The 16,557-nt window shown below is 57.6% G+C and carries 14 protein-coding genes; 6 read left to right on the plus strand and 8 right to left on the minus strand.

Annotation, left to right across the window (positions count from 1 at the left end):
* The first annotated feature begins 5 nt into the window (after positions 1-5).
* On the plus strand, positions 6-995 hold the full coding sequence (locus tag ACFFK0_RS24495; protein ID WP_377473006.1) for a Gfo/Idh/MocA family protein: 990 nt from the start codon (positions 6-8) through the stop codon (positions 993-995).
* A 182-nt stretch (positions 996-1,177) separates the two neighbouring features.
* Here ACFFK0_RS24495 and ACFFK0_RS24500 read toward each other — a convergent pair whose 3' ends face one another.
* Positions 1,178-2,401, minus strand: a complete 1,224-nt coding sequence (locus tag ACFFK0_RS24500) for an EAL domain-containing protein (protein WP_377473007.1) — start codon at positions 2,399-2,401, stop codon at positions 1,178-1,180.
* Positions 2,402-2,648: 247 nt separating this feature from the next.
* Here ACFFK0_RS24500 and ACFFK0_RS24505 point away from each other — a divergent pair, with 247 nt between their 5' ends.
* Positions 2,649-5,531 carry an ATP-binding protein gene (locus ACFFK0_RS24505; protein WP_377473009.1) on the plus strand — a complete coding sequence of 961 codons (2,883 nt, stop codon included), beginning with the start codon at positions 2,649-2,651 and terminating at the stop codon, positions 5,529-5,531.
* A gap of 216 nt (positions 5,532-5,747) precedes the next feature.
* Positions 5,748-5,933, plus strand: coding sequence for a hypothetical protein (locus tag ACFFK0_RS24510; protein ID WP_377473010.1), 186 nt, complete (start codon positions 5,748-5,750; stop codon positions 5,931-5,933).
* A gap of 53 nt (positions 5,934-5,986) precedes the next feature.
* Here the strand turns inward: ACFFK0_RS24510 and ACFFK0_RS24515 are convergent, their stop codons facing one another.
* Entirely contained in the window at positions 5,987-6,874 is an 888-nt protein-coding gene (locus tag ACFFK0_RS24515) for a GNAT family N-acetyltransferase (RefSeq protein WP_377473011.1), read from the minus strand.
* Positions 6,875-7,042: 168 nt separating this feature from the next.
* Between ACFFK0_RS24515 and sigY the strand changes: the two genes are divergently transcribed.
* From sigY to ACFFK0_RS24530, 3 genes are read left to right on the plus strand one after another with little or no spacing between them, the layout of a single operon-like run.
* Complete coding sequence (gene sigY / locus ACFFK0_RS24520) at positions 7,043-7,582, plus strand: RNA polymerase sigma factor SigY (protein ID WP_377473012.1); 540 nt, start codon at positions 7,043-7,045, stop codon at positions 7,580-7,582.
* On the plus strand, positions 7,566-7,919 hold the full coding sequence (locus ACFFK0_RS24525) for a DUF5345 family protein (protein ID WP_377473013.1): 354 nt from the start codon (positions 7,566-7,568) through the stop codon (positions 7,917-7,919). The genes sigY and ACFFK0_RS24525 overlap by 17 nt, the downstream gene beginning before the upstream one ends.
* The gene (locus ACFFK0_RS24530) at positions 7,906-8,157 is read left to right on the plus strand and encodes a sigma-Y antisigma factor component (protein ID WP_377473014.1); all 252 of its coding nucleotides are present in this window, start codon (positions 7,906-7,908) and stop codon (positions 8,155-8,157) included. The genes ACFFK0_RS24525 and ACFFK0_RS24530 overlap by 14 nt, the downstream gene beginning before the upstream one ends.
* Positions 8,158-8,319: 162 nt before the next feature.
* Here ACFFK0_RS24530 and ACFFK0_RS24535 read toward each other — a convergent pair whose 3' ends face one another.
* From ACFFK0_RS24535 to ACFFK0_RS24560, 6 genes are all read right to left on the minus strand, one after another.
* Positions 8,320-9,963 (minus strand): stalk domain-containing protein, encoded by a 1,644-nt coding sequence (locus ACFFK0_RS24535; protein ID WP_377473015.1) that lies wholly within the window; start codon positions 9,961-9,963, stop codon positions 8,320-8,322.
* A 2,309-nt stretch (positions 9,964-12,272) separates the two neighbouring features.
* Entirely contained in the window at positions 12,273-12,944 is a 672-nt protein-coding gene (locus ACFFK0_RS24540) for a GNAT family N-acetyltransferase (RefSeq protein WP_377473016.1), read from the minus strand.
* A 24-nt stretch (positions 12,945-12,968) separates the two neighbouring features.
* Positions 12,969-13,667, minus strand: coding sequence for a GNAT family N-acetyltransferase (locus ACFFK0_RS24545; protein WP_377473017.1), 699 nt, complete (start codon positions 13,665-13,667; stop codon positions 12,969-12,971).
* A gap of 13 nt (positions 13,668-13,680) precedes the next feature.
* Positions 13,681-14,538, minus strand: coding sequence for a carbon-nitrogen hydrolase family protein (locus ACFFK0_RS24550; RefSeq protein WP_377473018.1), 858 nt, complete (start codon positions 14,536-14,538; stop codon positions 13,681-13,683).
* A gap of 134 nt (positions 14,539-14,672) precedes the next feature.
* Positions 14,673-15,173, minus strand: coding sequence for a hypothetical protein (locus tag ACFFK0_RS24555; RefSeq protein WP_377473019.1), 501 nt, complete (start codon positions 15,171-15,173; stop codon positions 14,673-14,675).
* 184 nt (positions 15,174-15,357) lie between these two features.
* Positions 15,358-16,113 (minus strand): class I SAM-dependent methyltransferase, encoded by a 756-nt coding sequence (locus ACFFK0_RS24560; protein ID WP_377473023.1) that lies wholly within the window; start codon positions 16,111-16,113, stop codon positions 15,358-15,360.
* Positions 16,114-16,557 lie beyond the last annotated feature (444 nt).

Raw genomic sequence — 16,557 nt, forward strand, 5'->3', positions numbered from 1 at the left:
TCATCATGAGGAAACATCGTTTCATCATTATTGGCCATGGCAATATCAGCCGATCGTATATGTCTGCATTCGCGAAGCTGGAGCGGGCGGAAATCGTCGGCGTCGTCGGACGAACCGAAGAGAAGGTCAAGCTGTTCGCGGAAACGCATCGGCTCCGTTTCTACGGCACCGATCTTGCCAAGGTTGCGGCCGAAGCCGAAGCGACGGCCGTCATTATATGCACGCCGAATGCGGCGCACTACGGCCATGTACTCGCCGCCGCAGAGCTTGGCCTGCACTGCCTGTGCGAGAAACCGCTCCACATCGATCCGGCTAAGCAGCAAGAAATGATCCGGCGCTGCAGCGAGCATAACGTCCGTTTAGGCGTTTCTTATATGCGCAGATTCATTCCCCACATCGAGTGGCTGAAGGAGCTCATGGAGTCCGGCAAGCTCGGACGAATTACCGTGGCTGACGTAACGATGAAGCACTTCCGGGCGAAGGCTTACTACGATTCATGGCACGGGACTTACGAACAGGACGGAGGCGGTCCTTTCATGCAGCAGGGCAGCCATCTGATCGATATGGTCCAGTGGTTGTGCGGAGGCGCGCAGGAGGTGCTGGACGCCAAGCTTTTCCAGGTATATCACGATATCGAAACCGAGGACCATGGCTACGCCGTCATTCGCTACCGCAACGGAGCGGTCGGAATGATCCAAGCTTCCACCGCCAGCGTTGGCATGGAGCAGGAACGGATCGAAATATCCGGTACTTTAGGCAGCGTAAGCGCCGATTACAAAGGTTTTCTCACGTTCGAGGTTCCGGGCGTCGAGAAGCCCGATTTCGACCCGGCCAGCGCTCATAACGACGTATTGTTTGTAAAACTGGCGGAAGATTTCCTTGCTGCCATCGAGCAAGAACGGCCTCCCGCCATCAGCGGTGAAGAGGCAGCCAAAGCTACCGATCTGATTCATCAAATCTATATGAAGTCGGGCAAGCCGCTGAAGCTATTTTAATTCGGTCTCGAATTTAGAAACATCGGCAGCTCCGGACCCAAAGGCCAAGGACTGCCGATTCGCCGCCGGGCGATACATAAATATGAATCCCGTCATGACCGAGGCTACCGCCTCGAGTCTGATTCATAGCTCAATCCGCATCCGCTGAAATCGCACGTTAAAAGAGCTAACCGCACTGCGGTTCACCCTTCCGCTTCCAGCCCGACATCCACGAACAAATAAAACTTGTCCCCGTACGGACAAGAGAACGTCTGGATCGGCAGCGACGTGTCAAGGTCCGTGTATACCTGCGACAGTGTTCCCTGCCGCTGGCGCTTCAGCATCACGATATTGCTGATGAAATAGGGACGCCAGCTCCAGTTCGAGCCCCGGTATCGCTCCTCCCGCACCCATCCCCCATTGCGGCGGCTGAAGTTGGAGGATACTTGATAACCGTCTTCTCTGCACAAATAGACGCGCTGCGTGATCGGCGGCAGCTCTGCGAGCAGCTCCGCCAAAGCCTCATCCGCTGCGTCGAATCCGCGCTCGGGTGCGTCTCCCCCATCCGCCCCCGCCTGATGCAGCGCTGCATGAAGCTGCTCCTGCAGCGCCTGCAGCCGCTCCTGCTGCCGGATCGCCCGGTTCGCGAAGCGCTTGATTTCCTCCCGCAGCAAGCCGGCATATGCGCCGGCCGGCTGCAGCTCCGGCTCGGCGCGGGCGAACAGATACCCTTGCAAATACCTAGCCCCGGCCTGCAGCGCTCCGCGCAAATCGTCCTGCGTCTCAATGCCCTCAATCAGCAGCGACGCCCCGACCCGCTCGGCCAGAATGGAGAAGGACTGCAGCAGCGAGCGATAGCCGGCATGGGTGCCGCTCTTCTTCATGATAGTGAGATCTACCTTCATGATCTGCGGGCGCAGCAGCGCAATCCGATCGAAATTGCTCGATCCGCTGCCGATGTCGTCGATCGCAATGGCACAGCCGCGCTCCCTGTACAGCTCTACAATCTCGGTCAGCTCCTGCAGCGGCGAGGTGAACTCCTCCTCCGTGATCTCGATAACGATCCGCTGCGGATCGATGCCGGCGCGGTCGATGATGTCCAGCGTCTCCAGCCGGCCCCGTTCCCGGAAGGTACGGTAAATCCAGGACGGCTTCAAATTTAGAAACAGCCGTTCTTCCCCGCCCGCTGCAACCAAATGTGACATGGCCAGCTGCCGCAGATGCCGGTCGATCTGAATATGCTCGTTATCCCTGACATGAGGATTGGCAAAGAACGGCCCAAGGCTTTGTACGCGTTCGCCGTCCGCAAGCCACCGCCCCAATGCCTCATAGCCGTATACGCGAAGTGTTTGCAAGGAAACGATCGGCTGGTAATAGGGGACAACCTCAGATAAAGCGGGGAGCTTTATGTTCTGCAATGCCATCATGACGCCCCCATTCATGTCATATAACCTAATATTTAATGTTACATAAGTGTTATTATATGTTACGAATTGTAATGGACTCTTCCACGATTTGCAATGCTCATTTTTCAAAGATGACCCCCGGTTCATGATGAGTCTGGTATAATCATCTTAGATTCATCGGACTGTTCAGTTTACGAAGCAAAATGTCGATAGAATCATTACCGCATCATTCGATCCTACTTTCCTGAAAAGGTGAGCTCCCATGCCGATGTCTCGGTCCCGTGCGTCCCTGCTATATGTTACCGCCATTATTGTCCTGCTCGTGATGATCAGCGCCTCCAGCTTCCTCGCGTCGCTCAGCATGAACAAACAGAGCGCCGCCATCGTATCCGAGGCCATTCCGTACTCCGATGCGGCGAACCGACTGCTGACTGACCTGGTCAATCAGGAAACGGGCATACGCGGCTATCTGATCAGCGCCGATTCGAAATTTCTGGAGCCGTTCCATGTAGGCCGGGCGCAGCTCGAACAAGATTTGAGCGTCATTCACCGATTCGATACGAAATTTCCGGAGGTCCATGCGCTGATTGAGGCGGAAATTTTGCCGCAAATCCAGCGCATTCAAGCTTATCACGACAGCCAAATCAGTCTGGTCCAAGCCGGACAGCTGGAAGAGGCCCGCTCCCGGGCCGCTAACGGCAAGCAGAATATGGATCAATTTCGGGCCATGCACAATCGTGTCCTGGGCCAAATCGGCGTAATCACGAACGATGCCTACCAAGCTTCCATGCGGGCCGGAAAATGGTCTCGCTACATCACGGTGCTGGGCAGCCTCTTCGCCTTCATCATCGCCGTGCTCTCGACGATCTTGACGGTGCGCACGAACCGTGCCGAAGACGCTCTGCGCAAGAGCGAGGAAACGTACCGGATTATGGCCGAGAGCCTGGAGGCGCAGAACGAGGAGATCAGCGTCCAGCAGGAGGAACAGGAACGCACTCTCGTCAAGCTGTCGCAGCGGGAGCTGGAGCTGGAGACGATCGCTACGTATCAGGAAAAATTGACGGGACAGCTCCGATTGCAGGATTTTCTGAACGTTTCGGTCCCTTCTCTGCTCGATTCGCTGCATGCGGACGCCGCGCTGGTCATCGTCCGGCGCTCCGAGGCGGCGGATTCGTTCGAGGTCGTCTATTCGAGCGGCTATCCTTCCTCGCATACGGCCCGGATCGTCGAAGAGCTGTTCGGACCGGCCAAGCGCGCGTTCGACGAGAAGAAGCCGATCACCCATCAGCGCAGCGTCTCCAAAGGGGAAAGCGGCTTGCACGAGGGCATCTCGTCCGCTATCGACCAGTATTATCCGCTTCTCGACGACAAGGGCGAAGTGTACGGTGCGCTGCTGTTGACCTTCTACAACATGCACGACACCCCCGAGAGCAAATTGATGCTGACGCGCGGGCTCACGAAGCAGTTCGGCCTTGCCTTCTACGCCCAGCTCGTGAATGAAGAACGACGCAAGCAGGCGGCCCGTTTGGCGCTGTTAAACGATCAGCTGCTGGCCGAGAAGCAAATGATCGAGGAGCACCGCGACTTGATCGGGCGCATCCTGACGGCGGCACATGACGGCATGATGCTTTGCGGCGCTGACGGACGCATTCAGTTTGCGAATCAGCAGATGCGGCATTATTTTTCGAGAGAGGCGCTCGAGGGGCATTCGCTGGTCGCCTGCTGTATGGAGCTGGAGCAAACGATTCCGGGGTACGGTCCGGTCCGCGAGGCGGCGCAGGCGCTGCTGGGCGGCGGACAGCGTTCGCTGACGGAGCGTTTCACCTTGCGTCCGGGCGAACCGCAAGAGCAGCATATCGAGATGTACGCCGTACCGGTCGGCGACAACGTCGGGGCCGCCGATAACGGCTACCTGATCGTGTTCCGCGACCGTACGGAGGAAGAGCGGATCGACGAGATGAAGAACGAGTTCGTCAGCATCGTTTCGCACGAGCTGCGCACGCCGCTGGCCAGCGTACTGGGGTTCGTGGAGATCTTGCTGAACCGCGACTTGCCTTCCGACAAACAGAAGAAATATATGGAGACCATCTATCGCGAAGCGACGCGGCTGTCAACTCTGATTAACGATTTTCTCGATTTGCAGCGAATGGAGTCCGGCAAGCAGGTGTACCACATCACGCCGGTGGAAGCGACAGCGGTCGTGCGCGAGGTCATCGAGCAGTGGCAGGGCAAGAGCGGGCACCGGATTCATCTGCACGCCTCGGCGGCGGAGCTGTGGCTGAAGGCCGACGCCGACCGCCTGCGGCAGGTGCTGCATAACCTTGTGAGCAATGCGATCAAGTATTCGCCGGACGCGGACCGGGTCGACATCCGGCTATCGGAATCGGCGGGGCGCGCGGTCATCGAGGTCCAGGATTACGGGCTTGGCATTCCTCCCGAGGCTAAGATCAGCTTGTTCACCAAATTTTATCGAGTGGACAATACGGACCGGCGGCAAATCGGCGGCACCGGTCTTGGCCTGGCCATCGTCAAGGAGATCATGGAGGCTCATCAAGGCGGCATCAGCTTCGAATCGAACATGAGAGAAGGCACGACGTTCCGGCTGGAATTCGAGCTCTTCGCGTCGCAGCCGCTCGAGCATCGGATCGTCATCCTCGAGGATGACGACAATTTGGCCAAGCTGATGCAGGTCGCGCTCAGCCAGCTGAATCTGCCGACCGTGCAGCTGCGCTCGGCCGAGGAAGGAATCCTGCTGCTGGAGCGCGCCGGCAGCGGCCCCCCGCTGCTGTTCATCGTCGACATTTATTTGGACGACGCGAAGACAGGCTGGGAGTTCATGTCCTACGTTTACGCCAGCGAGGCATACAACCGGATTCCGATCATCGTCTCCACCGCCATGGACCAGCCTTCCACGTATCGCGAGAAGGAAATCGAGCGGTATTTGAAGAAGCCGTTTACGATGGAGCGGCTGCTGCAGGTCGTGATTAGCCTGCTGGAAGCGGGCGGCAAGCCGGTGTACGTGTTTCCCGCCCAGGACCAGAATGCGGTCACATCGTCGCTGCAGCGAAACGGGATTAAGGTTCAGGACATCAAAGTGGACAAGGATATGCTGGTGGTGGATGTTGCGCCGAAGGATGATGGTCGTAAATAAGCTGTATCGAAGACGGCCGAGCTCAAGCTCGGCCGTTTGTCCGTTGGTTCGAAAGCAGGCCGGAGGGGACGAATGGACCGGGTTCGCTGCCGGTTCGGCGGCAGGCCTGCAATCATCATCCCCGGGTTCCGGCCACTATGAATAAATCGGCCCGGCTACGCGCATAGTACGTTAAGCTGTTACCACACTAAATCGTACCAAGGAGGCTTTCCCGGCATGGAGAACAACACTCACCGCGGCAATTACACCGGCACGACGAATATGAACGCGGAAAATCAAGACATGGCGTTCGTGAACGATACGCTGGAGGATGCGGTCGAGCACAGCCTGGTCAAAAACAAGCAGCTGCTCACCGGAGTGGATACGGCTTCGCTCGATAACGCCGTTCATCCAAACGAGTAATCCCGCCTTCCCACAAAAGAAGCGAGCCCGATCTGCACGATCGCGGCTCGCTTCTATTTGAGCGGACTCTTGTAATAGTCCATAATACTGACCGTTTCGAAGCCGCACGACCGGTACAGCCCCAAAGCGCGCTCGTTGCTCGCAGCAACTTCAAGGGAGAATCGGCGTAGCCCGCGCTCCGTTTGCATCAATTCGATGACACTCGACAGCATCGCCCGGCCGTAGCCCATGCCCCGTTTCTCCGCGCTGACGACGAAAGCAAATAAGTGCGCGCGGCCCGCCTCGCACAGGACATTGATTTTCCCGACCGCCTCGCCGTCAACCTCCGCTATATAACAGCGCTCCATGTCCGACATCGACTTGAGTGCAAGCTCAAGCCCTTCTTCCATCGTCATCTCGAAGCCGCTGCTGTTCAGCTTGGCAAGCAGCGCGAGATCCGAATGACCGGCTTGACGCAACTGCAGCACAGCCGCCGGAGCAGCGGTCCCCGCATCTTCCCCCCGCTCCATCACGTATTCCGAGTAAACGTAAGGAACCCCCTTCGCTTCAAGAAATCGCCGGCCGGCTGCCGATGCGCGCGGGCAAAACCAGATCAAATCCCGGAAGCCCTGTTCAAGCGCAGCATTCTCCAACGTTCCGGCCAATTGGCCGAATATCCCCCTCCGCCGCTTCTCCGGATGCACCATCCCGGTTAGCTCCGCTTCGTGCGAATAGAAGGCGTAAAGTGCCGCAAATCCGATTAGTTTCCCTTGTTCGTAAAATAAAGCATCGCCCGGCGCTTCGGCGCCCCGCTTCTGCAGCAAGCTCCAATTCAGCTTCAGCCGAATGCCGTCATACACCTCGCATGCTTGCTGCAAAGCTCGAATATCGTTCAGCTCCCGTTCGCTGAATCCACGCTTGAGCACGAGCCCGTTATATGTTACTTTGTCGATAATCGTCACCTGACCTTATGGCATTGGGATTATGCTGCCTTCCATTTTACCTTGGCGGCCTCCTTTGGCGGTATGGAAATATTAGCTTATATGGATATTTTCCATCTGCCAGCTGAACGTTCCGCCGCCGCCGGTCGTATTACTTGTCGAAACGCCCCGGGAGAGGACAATCGCGTCATGGATATGGAAGAACAAGCTTGGATACGCGATGCGCAGCAGGGCGATGCCTTGGCGCTGTCCAAGCTGCTGCAGAAACATTACGGGCTGCTCCGCAGCTATTTGCTGTCGATCACCCTGCATACGCAGCTTGCCGAAGACCTGACACAGGAAACGATGCTGCGGGTAATGGATCGGATCGGCCTGTACAACGGGCAGTCCAAATTTTCGTCGTGGCTCATCACCATTGCAACCCGTCTCTTCATCGACCATCAACGCAGGCGGAAGCGCGAGCGGCTGTGGCAGGAGCAGGAGTTATCGCTGCGAAAGCTGCGCTGGCAGGCGGGCATTCGGCAGCAACCGTGGAGCGATGCTCTCGATGCGCTCGGCGTCTTGACGGAGGATGTGCGCACTGCAATCGTGTTGAAGCATTACTATGGCTATTCCTACGAGGAGATCGGCGAAATGACGGACGTACCTGCAGGCACCGTCAAATCCCGTGTACATAACGGCATCAAGCAATTAAGGAAGGAGCTGGCTTCGGATGAGCATGACGCCTGACGGCAATGACAAACTCGCTCAGGAAGAAGAGGTTATACAGCGGTTGCGCGAAGGCCTGGCCAGTCTGGAGCGAATCGAGCCGACATTCACTCCTCCGCTCGACTGGTTTGAGACGCAAGTCCGAGATGCCCGGAGGCGGCGACGAAGCCGGCTGCTGCGTGACCTTGCGCTGCTATGGTCGGCAGGGCTGCTATTGCTCGGCGTACTTTATTTGCTGATAAACCGTGCTCCGGTTGCTTTTGTTGCGCTGCAAGGGGCTGCCGGGCTTGCGCCGCTGCTGCTTGCGCTGCTGCGACGCGGCGGAAGAGGAGAGGAGGCTCGTCATGGGATGGAATAGCGTTGCTTGGGCAGCTGTGCAAACACCCGGGGCAGGAGAACCGTCCATATGGATTCTCGTACCGGTCGCCGTCATCCTGCTGACTCAGAGCACGCTGCTCTTCCTCGATGCCCGTAAGCGCGGGGCGAACGCCTGGTTCTGGGGCATAATCGGGCTCATTCAAGCACCGCTGCCGACTATATTTTACCTGCTGCTGGTGCGGAAAGTGTATAAACGATGGAGATGGAGACGGCGTTAGGCGCCGGAAGCGGGCTATAAGCGCAGCGCCTTGCGGTTCTTGAAATTCATCCCCTTTCGGGAATGACGATCTCCGGGCCTGCGGCGAGAAAACAAAGGACCCCTAGGCCGCATACGCAACATAGAGGTCCGGTACTCTGCTTTGTGACTCTAGTCCATCATTTTATTCGCCGCCGAATTCAATCTTGGCAACGGATGCCCCGATCCCCGGTTCGTTGGGCAGGTTGTCGCCGCGAGGCAGATCGAAGTTGCTGATGTACATCGTCGATCCTGCAAAATACAAGCTCGCCGGGAACTCCAGCGGACCGGTATTACCGTTCTTGGCCACTTCCGTTACCCGTCCGTCAAGCGAAACGCGGACAATCGCGTTCCGTTCGTTAGCCGCAATGTACACGTCGCCATCCGGACCGATCGTAAGTCCGTCCGCACCATACAGCAGCTCGCTTTGAGCAACCAATTCCCATGGCCCCAAGGAGCCGTCTTCGTTGATCGAGAAGCGGTTTACTTCGCCCGAGCTCGTATTGGCCACGTACAGCTTGCCGTCTTTGCCGACCCCAACGCCGTTCACCGTAATCAACTGAGTGGAACGCGCCGCTTTCATGCCGCTTGGATACGTGCTGACCTTGCCGTCCGGTGTAACCATATAAATATTCCCGTTTGCTCCGCCGCTCACATACAAGTTCCCTTTGGCATCGAAGGTTAACCCGTTAGCGCCCTGTACCCCGCTCGCGTACGTTTCCACTTTGGACGTGTCGAACGCGCCGCCTTCGAGGTCCGCTTTATTGATTTTGAAAATAACGCCCTCCGCACCGCCGCTCGCTATGTACAAATTGCCCGCCGCGTCGAAAGCCATGCCTGTCGCCGATCTAGGCAGTACCGTCAACACCTCTTGTTTCCCGCTGTCTCCCATAATGCGGTACAGCTTCTTTGAGTCCATCTCTACGGTGAAGACGCGATGCCCGGCATCGGCAATGACCCCTTCGATCCGCAGTCCGGTCGCCTTCTCCGGATCAAGGTCCGCCAGAATGGACATCTCAACCGAGCTGAACTTGATCTCCTGCTTCACTTCCGGCTGAATCGGCTGATGGTCGTTTCCGACGAGCTGGACGGTCAAGGTATGCTCTCCCGGCTTCAAATCTTTAAAGACGACGGCTTCATTCTTAAAAACTTTCACCGCGGCAGCCGAATCCAGCTTATCGGCATCGAGCCACAAGTGAATATGACCCTCTCCCGCCTTAGCATCCTTGGAGGAGTTGAAATCCTTCAAGAGGTGGTTAAAAGCAAACACCGATATCTTCAGCTCGTTACCGACCACATATCCGCCGGGCGTAATGCCGTGCACCTTGATCGCCGGTTTGGAGCCGGTTCCAGGATTCAGCTGGACCAGCTTCGTCTTCTCCTCGTAACCGATTTGATAGTCAAACGCTTCAAACACAAGGCGCACGGGAACAAGAACAGCTCCGTCGATGACCTGCAGCGGTGTAGCGGCCGGCCTTTCCAAACCGTTCACCCGGTACGTGCTCGCGTCAGCCGCAAGCTCCAATACATCGCTCTCCTTCTGAATCGTTAACGTGCTTGTCCCGCTGTTCCATTTGGCTTCCGCTCCAAGCTGCTTCGCCACCGCCTCATACGGAGCATATAGGCTGCTGTCCACCAATACGCTTTGACTCGCGAACAAGGCATCCTTCCCATCAATCTTCACCGACATATACGATTTGATCGAATCCGCCGCAAACCCAACCGACGAAGACAGTAACAAACTGCAAGTCACTGCGGCTGCAACAGCTAACCGTTTTTTCCCTTTCATCGCTTGCCCTCCAATACGTTGGTGTTGTTGATCCAATCCTGCTGCCCGAAGGTCACGAATGCCCCCGGGTTCGTACCACAACAATTTCTAACGAAACATATGGTGAAAACGCTTCAGCTTCACGATAAATGTCTCGTTCTTTGAAGGCTTGCCGCTCACCTCCTTTTAAAATTTCATGAACTCAAAGGCGTGACGGCGCGAGCGGGGACTACATGATGTAGTGTGTTTGTGCAAAAAAAATCAAAATCCGACAACATGGCGCCCATTTCCCGAAAACTTTCATATCGTCCTATTCTACGGACATATTCCGGATATTTCCATGGCGACCGGCTTGCTTCTCCTCCAAAATATGCCCCATAGCCTTCGTCTCAAGCATCGCAATAACTTCTCCAATTCGTGTTGGATGCGCTTTCGCAGGCTTGTACAACCGAAACTTGTCTATTCGATACACTGGTACTATTGCGATTATGCTGTATGATTTATAGGCATAACGCCATTGACCGCATTTTCGCAGCTACACTACATATTTTAGTGGATAGAAATTCCAAAAGCAATCTATTCTGCGCTCTTTCGCCCCTGATTTTCAAGCCTCCAACAACGCCCATTTGGGCCTTGTTGCGACCGCACTCACCATCGGCGCCTCCACCAACGTCCGTTCGGGCCTTGTTGCGACTGCACTCGCCATTCGGCGCCTCCAACAACGTCCGTTCGGGCCTTGTTGCGACTACACTCACCATTCGGCGCCTCCAACAACGCCCATTTGGGCCTTGCTGCGACTGCACTCGCCATTCGGCGCCTCCAACAACGTCCGTTCGGGCCTTGTTGCGACCGCACTCGCCATTCGGCGCCTCCAACAACGCCCATTTGGGCCTTGTTGCGACTGCACTCACCATTCGGCGATTCCAACAACGCCCATTTGGGCCTTGCTGCGACCGCACTCGCCATTCGGGCCTCCAACAACGCCCATTTGGGCCTTACTGCGACCACCTTGCTGCGACCACACTCACCATTTGGCGCGCTCCAACAACGCCCATTCGGGCCTTGTTGCGACCGCACTCGCCATTCTGCGCCTCCAACAACGTCAGTTTGGGCCTTTCTGCGACCGCACTCACCATTCGGCGCCTCTAACACCGTCCGTTCGGGCCTTGTTGCGACCGCACTCACCATCGGCGCCTCCAACAACGCCCATTTGGGCCTTACTGCGACCACACTCGCTATTCGGCGCCTCCAACAACGCCCATTTGGGCCTTGCTGCGACCGCACTCGCCATTCGGCGCCTCCAACAACGCCCATTTGGGCCTTGCTGCGACCGCACTCACCATTCGGCGCCTCCAACAACGCCCATTTGGGCCTTGCTGCGACCACCTTGCTGCGACCACACTCACCATTTGGCGCGCTCCAACAACGCCCATTCGGGCCTTGTTGCGACCGCGCTCACCATCGGCGCCTCCAACAACGCCCATTTGGGTCTTGCTGCGACCGCACTCGCCATTCGGCGCCTCCAACAACGTCCGTTTGGCCCTTGCTGCGACCGCACTCGCCATTCGGCGCCTCCAACAACGTCCGTTTGAGCCTTGTTGCGACCGCACTCACCATTCGGCGCCTCCAACAACGTCCGTTCGGGCCTTGTTGCGACTGCACTCACCATTCGGCGCCTCCAACAACGCCCATTTGGGCCTTACTGCGACCGCACTCGCCATTCGGCGCCTCCAACAACGTCCGTTCGGGCCTTGTTGCGACTGCACTCACCATTCGGCGCCTCCAACAACGCCCATTTGGGCCTTGCTGCGACCGCACTCGCCATTCGGCGCCTCCAACAACGCCCATTTGGGCCTTGCTGCGGCTGCACTCACCATTCGGCGCCTCCAACAACGCCCATTTGGGCCTTGTTGCGACCGCACTCGCCATTCGGCGCCTCCAACAACGTCCGTTTGGGCCTTGTTGCGACCGCACTCGCCATTCGGGCCTCCAACAACGCCCATTTGGGCCTTGCTGCGACTGCACTCGCCATTCGGCGCCTCCAACAACGTCCGTTTGGGCCTTGCTGCGACTGCACTCGCCATTCGGCGCCTCCAACAACGTCCGTTCGGGCCTTGTTGCGACCGCACTCGCCATTCGGCGTCACCAACAACGTCCGTTTGGGCCTTGTTATTGGCTGAAAACCAGTCCGGCAGCGGCCATCCGTTAGCTGTCGCCATCAACCAGAACAAGCCGAGCAGGGATCCCCCCTGCCCGGCAATTAATGTTCCCGTTCCGTGACAACCCCCGCTTCCGCACTCAGAGCGGCCGGTCGCACGTGTGTCCAACCCTTATAGCGGCAGCAGCGGCACAGTTGTTCGGGCGTCCAGTCCTTCCACCATACGCTCCCAAGCTTCCGGCTTGTTAGGCAGCACGGCGTAGTAGCGTCGCAGGAACTTCGCGACCAGCTCCGCAGGCAGCTCGGTCACACCGCTCTCGAACGGCATAAAGCACAGGTCCAGCTCGCCGACGGCTTCGCCGTCACCTTGCCAGGACGGGTGCACATAAGGGAAGTCGAGCCGCATGTAACCAAGATGCGACAGCACCTCGCGGCGCACGAACGGATCCATCGGCTTGATGCCGCCGAAGCTGTGCTCCGAAGCGCGGTACGGGTCGTAAATCTCGGCAAACATGCCGAGCAGCTGAACTCCGGCCGCCTTCGCTACCGACCTGATATCCGCCATGCGATTCTCGGCGAGGAATCGCCCGATGCCGAGGCCCGGACGGCCGATAATCGTAAAGTCGGTCATCGCCACGCGGTAGTCCTCATATACCCGGTACTCGGTCGTACCGACAATTTCCCCTTCATGCTCCGCCACGAACACGCGGATGCCCGGGTCCTCCAGCGGCTCCTTCCACAGCTCGAACGCCAGCACTTCCTCCGCCGGGAACACTTCGCCCATCAGGCGGTGCATCCGTGCAAAGCGGGGATCCTCAATGCTTGTAATCCGTATGTATTCCAACCTCTGCACTCTCCTCTAACCGCATTATTTTCCCAACCTATCCGCGAACGGGTTGCGCCATTCCATCAGCGCCGCATACCCCCGCGATTCCTCGTCCTCCAAATAGCCCGGTACTACCGCCACCGGCAGACGCCCGCAGCGCAGCAGGAACGTCATGACCGGATCGCGCAGCTCGCCGGCCAGCACCTTCTCCACATATTGCACCGCCGTCATCTCGCCCGCCACCTTACCGTAGCCCGGCAGCCGCCCGCCGCCGAGCAGCCGCCGTAGCCCAAGCTGAACGACGACTTCGTACATGGAGAACATGAGCCATTTTCCCAACCCCAGCTTCCGATAAGCCGGCTTCACACAGATGTCTACCACGTACAGCGTGTCACCGTCAGGCCGGTGATTGCGGATGTAGCCGCTGTCCGTCACTTCCTCCCACGTATGCTGCGGATGGGCCGGATCGAAGCCGACGATCAGGCCGGTCATCGACCCGACGATCTCGCCGCTGCCATCCAGCTCCACGCAGAGCGCCCCTTCCGGAAACAGCCGCACATGATGGGACAGCTGCTCGCGGTTCCACCACAGCTCGGAGGGGAACGGCGGCGGGAACGCTTCCCGCTGCACATCGATCAGCGCTTCGAAGTCCGACTCCGTGTAGCGGCGGATCGTCACCGGAACAGGCCGGTCGCCTTCGAACGCCATCAGCTTCTTCACATAGCCGCCGAAATTCGCCATCGGCGCCGCCCCCTTATGCCCAGTCGGTGTACAGATCGGTGCGGCGGTCGCGCCACGTCGTGACGGAGCCCTTCTCCCTCACCTTGTACAGAAGCTCCAGATCGAGGTCAGCCGTAATAATCATATCGTCGTTGATCTCCCCTGCCGCGAGCACGCCTCCCGGCGGGAACGGCACATCGTTCGGCGTCAGGACGGCCGCCTGCCCGAAATTGCCGCGCATGAAATCAACCGTCGGCAGCGAGCCGACCGTCCCCGTCGTCACGACATAGATTTGATTCTCAATCGTACGCGCATGGCACGAATACCGGACGCGGTGGAAGCCGTGGCGATCGTCCGTGCAGGACGGGCAAAACAGCACGTCGATACCGCGCGCCTTCGCCATCCGCACGATCTCCGGAAACTCCACGTCGTAGCAGACGAGCAGACCGATGCGTCCCTTGTCCGTATCGAACACCTGCAGCTCGCCGCCGGCCGCCATCCGCCACTCCTTCACCTCGGTCGGGGTAATATGCAGCTTGCGCTGCCGCCCGATTCGCTCGTCCGGGTAAAATAAATATGCCTCGTTATACAAACGTCCGTCTTCTTCGATAATATGCGTACCGCCGATGATGTGCATCCCGGTGTCCCGCGCCAGCCGCGTGAACAGCCTTTCGTATTCCGCGGTGAAGCCCGGCAGCGCTTCGATGGGCAGCGCCTTGCCGTCTGCGCCGCCGATCGACAACAGCTGCGTCGTGAACAGCTCCGGGAACAGCACGAAATCGGCCTCGAACTCCGCCGCCGCCCGCACATAATGCTCCACCTGGGCTGCAAATTCATCAAAACTGCTTATCGTATGCAGGTGATACTGAACCGCCGACACTCGAATCGTCATGGAAACACCATCCTTCTTTGAGTCATGTATAACTTACCATACCGCAGCGGCTTGTTTAAAGTACTTACAAAGACGTAACTTACTACAGTACAAAGGCCCCCTGCCGCACACATGTCAGCTGGGAGCCCTTCGGGTCATTCGCCTTGCTTGGAGAAGCCTTCCTCTTGCATGTACTCTTCCAGTTCCTCATACGTCTCGAACGCCGAATCGAGATTGTCGCCCGCGTATACATACCACAAATCTTCATCAAAAAATACGGTCAGCTTATTGTTGTCCGCATCCGTCCACAGCTCTTTCTCCGGCGCATCGCCTTCTTGGGCAGCCGATACGGCGGCCGGCTGTACCGCAGCCGCTCGATGGCCCGACAACAAGCGGATCGATGCGGCGACAGCCTCCCGCAGACGCTCTTCGTCGAAGTCCCGAATGTTTACGAACCCCTTCTCATCCGTATCGTACCCGGGCAGCTGCCCGACGTAAACATAGCCGTTGCCGTTCGGATGAAGATGGTAGACGACGTTTTTCTTGTCCGTTAAGCTTCCCTCATAATGAAAATTTACCCGTCCGAGCGACACGTTCTTGCGCTCCAGTTCCGGGAACGATTCGATCACTTGCAGTTTTTGCTCAAAGGTAAGCATGAGGCGCCTCCGGTTTGGTGGTTGATTTTGACAGTGATTATAGCATTAGCGGCCCCTTCATTCCAAATGACCGGTCAACAGTTCGCACTTGGGCGCTGGCTGCCCCAGCCACGTCACCGGTACGACGCCGTCGATACTGTATCGTTCCCTAGTCACTGCATAGTTGACTTGTTAGTCGATATTTTTATACTTGGCCCCAGTAGATCGCCGTTTCATAGTCTATTGTCACCTGACCGTCTTCATTGTGCTTTTCAAACATGCTTTGCAGCGCGGCGATCATCGGCTCGTGGTTGGGATGGCCGGGCTTCGGCGCGTAAGAGGAAGAGAGCAGGCGGCCCTTCAGTCCTTCAAAATCGAACTGCTGCTGCATCACAAATCGCGCTTCCTGCATCGTATTTTCTTCGAAGAAGGTTCGCAGCTCCTCGTGAACCATATTTCTTTGACTGACGATGACGTAATCGGTTCCGTACGTGCGCAGCAGCTGCTCATACTGTTCCCGAAACGGTGTGCCCTCCTCCAGCCGAACGTTCCAGATCAGCGCAACCTTGCCGGTCGGACGGAGAATGCGGCGGAACTCGGGGCGGGCCTTGGCTCGATCAAACCAATGGAAAGCTTGCGCCGATACGATCGCATCTACCGATCGGTCCGGCAGCCCCGTCTCTTCCGCGGAGCCCGGCACAAGGCGAAGCTTCTCGTAATTTGCCAGCATCCGCCCGGCGGCCCCGCGCATGGCCGAGTTCGGCTCAACGGCAATCACGCCGGTCCCCCGTTCCAAAAGCAGCTGCGTAAAAATGCCCGTACCGGCGCCGATGTCGGCCACTTCGGATTCCGGACGTATGCCCACGGTGTCGTATAGATAATCAAGCGCTTCCTTCGGATAGCTCGGGCGGTATTTTACATAATCATCGACGCGATCGGAAAAGCGTTCTTTGCTGTTTATGACCGTTCCCTCCTTTTTTTGTATGGACGTGTGACTGTGACTGTGTTTTGACGGATCCGCTGCAGTGCTGTCTATTACCGATTACCAACGTTGTTATTGCCGGCCTGTGGCCGCCGGGGCATATTATCGTCCAAACGGCGTTGCTGCGGCTGTACCATCGCCTGCCGGGATCAACAAGGTCCGAATGGACGTTGATTCTACTGCCACACGCCCTGCCAAGGCGCAGCAAGGTCCGAATGGACGTTGTAATGCTGTCCCATGGCCTGCCGTGGATCAACAAGGTCCAAATGGACGTTGATTCTACTGCCACACGCCCTGCCAAGGCGCAGCAAGGTCCGAATGGACGTTATCGCTATAGCCCCAAATCCTGCCGGAGGGCAACATGCTGCTAGAATTAAATCTGGACATCTCCGTTAAGAGAATTCAATATGGAATCTAACAGGA

This window comes from Paenibacillus chartarius, assembly GCF_042432825.1.
GTDB lineage: Bacteria > Bacillota > Bacilli > Paenibacillales > NBRC-103111 > Gordoniibacillus > Gordoniibacillus chartarius.

Coding starts and splice junctions, on each gene's coding strand:
- ACFFK0_RS24495 (WP_377473006.1), top strand. CDS start 6: ATGAGGAAACATCGTTTCATCATTATTGGCCATGGCAATATCAGCCGA.
- ACFFK0_RS24500 (WP_377473007.1), bottom strand. CDS start 2,401: ATGATGGCATTGCAGAACATAAAGCTCCCCGCTTTATCTGAGGTTGTC.
- ACFFK0_RS24505 (WP_377473009.1), top strand. CDS start 2,649: ATGTCTCGGTCCCGTGCGTCCCTGCTATATGTTACCGCCATTATTGTC.
- ACFFK0_RS24510 (WP_377473010.1), top strand. CDS start 5,748: ATGGAGAACAACACTCACCGCGGCAATTACACCGGCACGACGAATATG.
- sigY (WP_377473012.1), top strand. CDS start 7,043: ATGGATATGGAAGAACAAGCTTGGATACGCGATGCGCAGCAGGGCGAT.
- ACFFK0_RS24525 (WP_377473013.1), top strand. CDS start 7,566: ATGAGCATGACGCCTGACGGCAATGACAAACTCGCTCAGGAAGAAGAG.
- ACFFK0_RS24530 (WP_377473014.1), top strand. CDS start 7,906: ATGGGATGGAATAGCGTTGCTTGGGCAGCTGTGCAAACACCCGGGGCA.
- ACFFK0_RS24535 (WP_377473015.1), bottom strand. CDS start 9,963: ATGAAAGGGAAAAAACGGTTAGCTGTTGCAGCCGCAGTGACTTGCAGT.
- ACFFK0_RS24545 (WP_377473017.1), bottom strand. CDS start 13,667: ATGGCGAATTTCGGCGGCTATGTGAAGAAGCTGATGGCGTTCGAAGGC.
- ACFFK0_RS24550 (WP_377473018.1), bottom strand. CDS start 14,538: ATGACGATTCGAGTGTCGGCGGTTCAGTATCACCTGCATACGATAAGC.
- ACFFK0_RS24555 (WP_377473019.1), bottom strand. CDS start 15,173: ATGCTTACCTTTGAGCAAAAACTGCAAGTGATCGAATCGTTCCCGGAA.